The following is a 5,684-nucleotide window of genomic DNA, read 5'->3' as shown; positions in this document are numbered from 1 at the left end:
TTGTTTCCGGGCGTGAAAATAGTATCACCAAACGCGCCGACAAACCGGCGCCCGCTGGCCTGAAAGCCCTTGTCACAACGGGATGGGGCACTCGCTCAGCATAGACTTAGTAGTGATACCGCACTGCAACCGTACTATCTGAGTATTTAAACGAAGTTTTTAGTAGCCGCAAACAAGTACCTTATTAACAAAAAAGCCGGCTGAAAGGATCAGCCGGCTTGCATTTGTTTGATTACGTCCACTTACAGGAATTTCCCTGTATAACTGTCTTTGACTTTTTTCAATCCTTCGGGCTGACCGGCATACAGCAGCGTTCCGCCGCCTTCGCCGCCTTCCGGCCCCAGGTCTATCACCCAGTCGGCCGAGCGGATCACATCGAGATTGTGCTCGATCACCAGCACGCTGTGCCCTTGTTCGATGAGCGCGTTGAAGGAATCCAGCAGCTTTTTGATGTCGTGGAAGTGCAGGCCGGTGGTGGGCTCGTCGAAAATGAAGAGGATATGCCCCTGCGCTTTGCCTTTGCCCAGGAACGACGCCAGCTTCACGCGCTGCGCCTCACCGCCCGAAAGCGTATCGCTCGACTGCCCCAGCTTCACATAACCCAGGCCCACATCGCTCAGCGGCTTGATTTTGGCGATCACGTCTTTTTCTTCTTTGAAGAATTCGATCGCCTCGTCAACGCCCAGTTCCAGGATATCGAAGATATTTTTCCCTTTGTACTGCACTTCGAGCACTTCGTCTTTAAAGCGCTTCCCAGGTTTCGCAGGTCAGGTGTACATCCGCCAGGAACTGCATTTCCACGATCACTTCGCCTTCGCCCTTGCAGGTGTCGCAGCGCCCTCCATCTACGTTAAAAGAAAAATGCTTGGGCTGGAAGCCGCGCATCTTGCTCAGGGGCTGTTTGGCGAACAGGTCGCGGATTTCGTCGTATGCCTTGATGTAGGTAACCGGGTTGGAACGGCTCGATTTGCCGATGGGGTTCTGGTCCACCATTTCGATCTGGGTGATGAAATCCATATCGCCCTTCATCACGCGGTACTGGCCCACGCGGTCGGTGAACTCCCCTTTCAGCTTCATGAGCGCGGGGTAAAGTATCTGCTTCACCAGCGTGGTTTTCCCGGATCCGGAAACGCCGCTCACCACCGTGAAAATCCCCAGGGGGAATTCCACGTCCACGTTCTTCAGGTTATTCTGTCGGCAGCCTTCCAGCTGGATGGAGCGTTTCCATTTGCGGAGGTGCGCCGGCGGCTCCAGGCGGTAGTGGCCGCTGAGGTATTTACCGGTGAGGCTCTTGCCGTCTTTCAATATTTCGGGATAAGTGCCCGAGAACGTCACCTCGCCGCCGAGGTGGCTCGCCAGCGGGCCCATATCGATGATGTAATCTGCTTTTTCCATCATCTGCTCGTCGTGCTCCACCACCACTACGGTGTTGCCGAGGTCGCGGAGCTCATGGAGCACCCGGATGAGCCGGTGCGTGTCGCGGGCATGCAGCCCGATGCTCGGCTCGTCGAGGATGTAGAGGGAATTGGTGAGGTTGCTGCCCAGGGTGCGCGTCAGCTGTATGCGCTGGCTTTCGCCGCCCGACAGCGTATTGGCCACGCGGTTCAGGGTAAGGTACCCCAATCCCACGTCCAGCAGTGTTTTCAGCCGGTGGTTGATCTCGATGAGGATCCTTTTGGCCACCTGTTGCTGGTATTCGCTCAGTTCGAGGTTGTCGAACCAGACTTTCAGCTTTTCCACGGGCATGTCTACCAGCTCCGAAATCCCTTTGCCGCTCACTTTCACGTACGTCGCTTCCTGCCGCAGGCGTGCGCCGTGGCAGGTGGGGCAGATGGTCCGCCCGCGGTAACGGGCCTGCATCACGCGGTATTGCACCTTGTAGAGGTTCTGCTCTACCATTTTGAAGAACTCGTTGATGCCGTAGAAGTGCTCGTTGCCCGTCCACAGCAACTCCAGCTGCTCGTCGGTAAGGTCGGACACGGGCTTATGCACCGGGAAGTTGAATTTGCGGGAAGCTTTGATGAGCGCGTCCTTGTATTCGCCCATTTTTTCGCCGCGCCACGGCGCGATGGCCCCTTCGAACACGCTGAGGCGCTTGTCGGGGATAACGAGGTCGCGGTCGATCCCCAGCACCTGGCCGAAGCCTTCGCAGGTGGGGCAGGCGCCGTAGGGGTTGTTGAAGGAGAAAAGGTTGGGAACGGGCTCTTCGAACTGGATGCCATCCAGCTCGAAGCGGTTGGAGAAGACGGGGCCCAGCTTGCCGTCGACCTCCAGGGTGCAATATCCTTCGCTTTCGTAGAAGGCGGTTTGCACGGAGTCGGCGATGCGGTGCTTGTCGTCTTCCTCAAAATCTTTCACCACGATGCGGTCGACCAGCACGAAGGTTTCGGCGGCGATTTTCGGGGCTTTTTCTTCCATGAGCGCTTCGATCCGGACGAGCGAGCCGCCGGCGTAGAGCCTGGAGAAGCCTTTCTGCATGAGGATATTGAGCTCTTCCAGCGGCTTGCGGTTGGCATGCTGGCGGAAGGGGACGAGTATCTGGACTTTGGCTCCCTGGGGGAGTTTGGCGATGTAATCGACCACATCGGCCACTTCGTGTTTTTTGACGAGCTGGCCGGTGACGGGGGAAAAGGTTTGCCCTGCGCGGGAGAAGAGCAGGCGGAGGTAATCGTAGATCTCGGTCATGGAGCCTACGGTGGACCTGGGCGTGCGGGTCACCACTTTTTGTTCGATGGCGATGGCGGGGCAGATGCCTTTGATATAATCGACGTCCGGTTTGTTCATCCGCATGAGGAACTGGCGGGCGTATGCGCTGAGGCTTTCGGCGTATCGGCGCTGGCCTTCGGCGTAGAGGGTATCCATCGTGAGGCTGGACTTACCTGATCCGCTCACGCCGGTGACAACTACGAGCTGGTTCCTGGGGATGGAGACGCTGACATTTTTAAGATTATGCACCCTCGCTCCCTTGATAAAAATCTCATCAGGAGCGCTAACAGGTTCACGTTCAATGGTTTTTTCCTTGGATTTGACTTTTGCGCACATAAGGATTACAAATGTACGTATTAACGGGTATTTTACAGGTAGCTTGTTGTTTTATTCAACTATTCCGTTATATTTGCATTGACCGGTTCTTATACCTAGACACTTCCGGTCAGGATTCATAACTATAAATTGTACATTATCGTTCGACTTTTACGCTACTAAACAACCTACTGACGGCAACGTCCGTACTATTTACTAACCGCTATTGGTAGTCGTATATGCAAGTAATGTACAAGCTGAATGATGAACAACTCATCACACTGTTCAAAAAGGGCCATGCTTCCGCTCTGGAAGAGTTGGTTTACCGCCATAAGGACAAACTTTTCACTTCCATCGTATTACTCGTAAAAGACAGTTTTCTTGCTGAGGATATCTTCCAGGACACCTTCATCAAGATCATTGATACCATTCGTGCCGAACGATACACTGAGAAAGGAAAATTTCTGCCCTGGGCGATGCGCATCGCGCACAACCTTTGTGTAGACCACTTCAGGAAAGTAAAGCGTACGCCGGTGATCAAAACCGGGGACGATAAAGATATTTTCAATGTGCTGAATTTCAGCGAGCCCAGTGCGGAAGAGAAGATGATGACGCGGCAGAGCCACAATAACGTGCGCCGCATGCTCGACCTGCTCCCGGAAGAACAGCGCGAAGTAATTATCCTCCGCCATTATGCGGACCTCAGCTTCAAAGAGATAGCGGACCTCACGCAGGTGAGCATCAACACCGCCCTCGGCCGTATGCGGTACGGCCTGATCAATCTCCGGAAGATGATGACGGAAAAACAGATTTGTTTGTAATGCCCTTTTTTTGCTTGCCATGAACGGGCGGTAAGATGCAAGTCTACCGCTCGTTTTTTTTATTTCCCCTTCCCGATCATCAACACCCCCGTGAGCACGAGCGCCGTTCCCGCCAGCTGCTCCCAGGTGATCGGCTCTCCCAGGAAAATATACGCCTGTACAATGGTAGCCACAGGCCCGATGCTGGTCACGATCGCCGTATTCCCCGACCCGATCTTGCGGATGCCTTCGCTGGTCAGGAAGGTGGGAATGACAGTCGAAACGATCGCCATCTGGAAGCACAGCCAGTAGGTTTCCCCGCTGAAATGGCGCACTTCCGCGCCGTGGGTCACGAAGTACTGCGCAAAAATCCCCAGCGACGCGAAGCACAGCGCATAAGCCGTAAACTTCATCGACCCCACTTTCGGGATGATCTCCCCGCCGCCCACGATGTAAAAGGCATACGTCACCGCGCAGCCCAGCACCAGCAGGCAACCCGTGATGACTCCCGGGCTCCATTCCTGCCGGATATCGCCCACAAACACCACCAGCATCCCGGCATAAGCGATCGCCAGGGCGATGAACTGCGTCCGGGTGACCTTTCTTTTAAACGCCACCGCGCCGATTAGCAGCGCGAACGTTGGGTAGAGGAACAGGATCAGCCGCTCCAGCCCCGCCGAAATATAGGCCAGGCCCAGGAAATCGAGGAGGCTGCTGATGTAATACCCCAGGAGGCCCAGCCCTGCCACCCAGCACCATTGCTTCGGGGTCAGTTTGACGTTGCCGGCACGGCGGTAGAGGACGATGGCGGTGACGATGTAGAACGGGAGCGCAAAAGCCATCCGCAGCGCCAGCATGGAAATGGCGTCTATGGCTTCCGTCCGGTAGATGAGTTTGACGTAGATAGCTTTGGCGCTGAACATCATGGCGCCCACCAGGGCCATGGCGTAGCCAAGCGCGTAATTAGACCTGTTCATGGTATTGGTAAGGGCCCTGCCGGATAGGATTACCGGCAGGACCGGCTATTGGGAATCCCGGAAACCGGGATCAGACTTTTTCATAAACGATGGCCGCACCCTGCCCCACGCCCACGCACATCGTGGCCAGCCCGTATTTCACGCCTTCGCGGCGCTTCATTTCGTGCAGGAGCGTGGTGGTGATGCGGGCTCCGCTGCAGCCCAGCGGGTGGCCGATGGCGATGGAGCCGCCGTTGGGATTGATCTTCGAGGGGTCCAGTTTCAGTTCGCGGATGCAGGCGAGCGACTGCGAAGCGAAGGCCTCGTTGAGCTCGATAACATCCAGGTCAGCCGTACGGATGCCACTGCGCTGCAGGGCCTTGACGGTGGCGGGCACCGGCCCGATACCCATGATGGCGGGGTCTACCCCTGCCACGCCCATCCCGCGGACCATGGCCATGGGCGTGAGGTTGAAGCGTTTGAGCGCGGTTTCGGAGACGATCAGCACGGCGGAGGCGCCGTCGTTGATGCCGGAGGAGTTGCCGGCCGTCACGGTGCCGTCTTTGGCAAATGCCGGACGGAGGTCCGCCAGCTTCTGGAGGCTCGTTTCGCGGGGGTGCTCGTCGGCCGAGAATACCACTTTATCCTGTTTGTTCGGCGTAATCTCCACGGGAACGATCTCCTGTTGCCAGATGCCTGACCGGAGGGCTTGTTTGTATTTGGATTGAGACCCGAAGGCGAATTGGTCCTGGTCTTCCCGGGAGATTTTCCATTCCCGGGCTACGTTTTCGGCGGTTTCGCCCATGGAAAACGGGTAGTAGACGTCGGCGAGCTTCTTATTGGTGAACCGCCAGCCGATGGTGGAGTCGTATATCTCGGTTTTGCGGCTGAAGGCGCCGTCGGCCTT

Annotated in this window: 5 protein-coding genes; 1 reads left to right on the top strand and 4 read right to left on the bottom strand. The window is 56.3% G+C overall.

Features of this window, described 5'->3' with window-relative positions; genetic code table 11:
- Nucleotides 1–242: 242 nt before the first annotated feature.
- Both Q0510_RS23795 and uvrA read right to left on the bottom strand, forming a co-directional pair.
- Complete coding sequence (locus Q0510_RS23795; RefSeq protein WP_298717452.1) at nucleotides 243–734, bottom strand: hypothetical protein; 492 nt, start codon at nucleotides 732–734, stop codon at nucleotides 243–245.
- A gap of 7 nt (nucleotides 735–741) precedes the next feature.
- Nucleotides 742–2,955: an excinuclease ABC subunit UvrA gene (uvrA, locus tag Q0510_RS23790; protein ID WP_298717448.1), complete on the bottom strand. Its 2,214-nt coding sequence runs from the start codon at nucleotides 2,953–2,955 to the stop codon at nucleotides 742–744.
- 305 nt (nucleotides 2,956–3,260) lie between these two features.
- Here uvrA and Q0510_RS23785 point away from each other — a divergent pair, with 305 nt between their 5' ends.
- Entirely contained in the window at nucleotides 3,261–3,842 is a 582-nt protein-coding gene (locus Q0510_RS23785; protein WP_298717445.1) for a sigma-70 family RNA polymerase sigma factor, read from the top strand.
- Nucleotides 3,843–3,901: 59 nt separating this feature from the next.
- Here Q0510_RS23785 and Q0510_RS23780 read toward each other — a convergent pair whose 3' ends face one another.
- Together Q0510_RS23780 and Q0510_RS23775 are read right to left on the bottom strand one after the other, a co-directional pair.
- The gene (locus tag Q0510_RS23780) at nucleotides 3,902–4,798 is read right to left on the bottom strand and encodes a DMT family transporter (RefSeq protein ID WP_298717442.1); all 897 of its coding nucleotides are present in this window, start codon (nucleotides 4,796–4,798) and stop codon (nucleotides 3,902–3,904) included.
- A gap of 70 nt (nucleotides 4,799–4,868) precedes the next feature.
- Nucleotides 4,869–5,684 (bottom strand): thiolase family protein (locus Q0510_RS23775; protein ID WP_298717439.1); only part of this gene is annotated, 816 nt, incomplete at its 5' end.

The organism is uncultured Chitinophaga sp. (genome assembly GCF_937874145.1).
In the GTDB taxonomy this organism is placed as follows: domain Bacteria; phylum Bacteroidota; class Bacteroidia; order Chitinophagales; family Chitinophagaceae; genus Chitinophaga.
This window is presented reverse-complemented; position numbering and strand designations above follow the sequence as displayed.

Bases quoted from the DNA above. Each gene is read 5' to 3' on its own strand.
- Q0510_RS23785 (WP_298717445.1), top strand. From the start codon at position 3,261: ATGCAAGTAATGTACAAGCTGAATGATGAACAACTCATCACACTGTTC.
- Q0510_RS23780 (WP_298717442.1), bottom strand. From the start codon at position 4,798: ATGAACAGGTCTAATTACGCGCTTGGCTACGCCATGGCCCTGGTGGGC.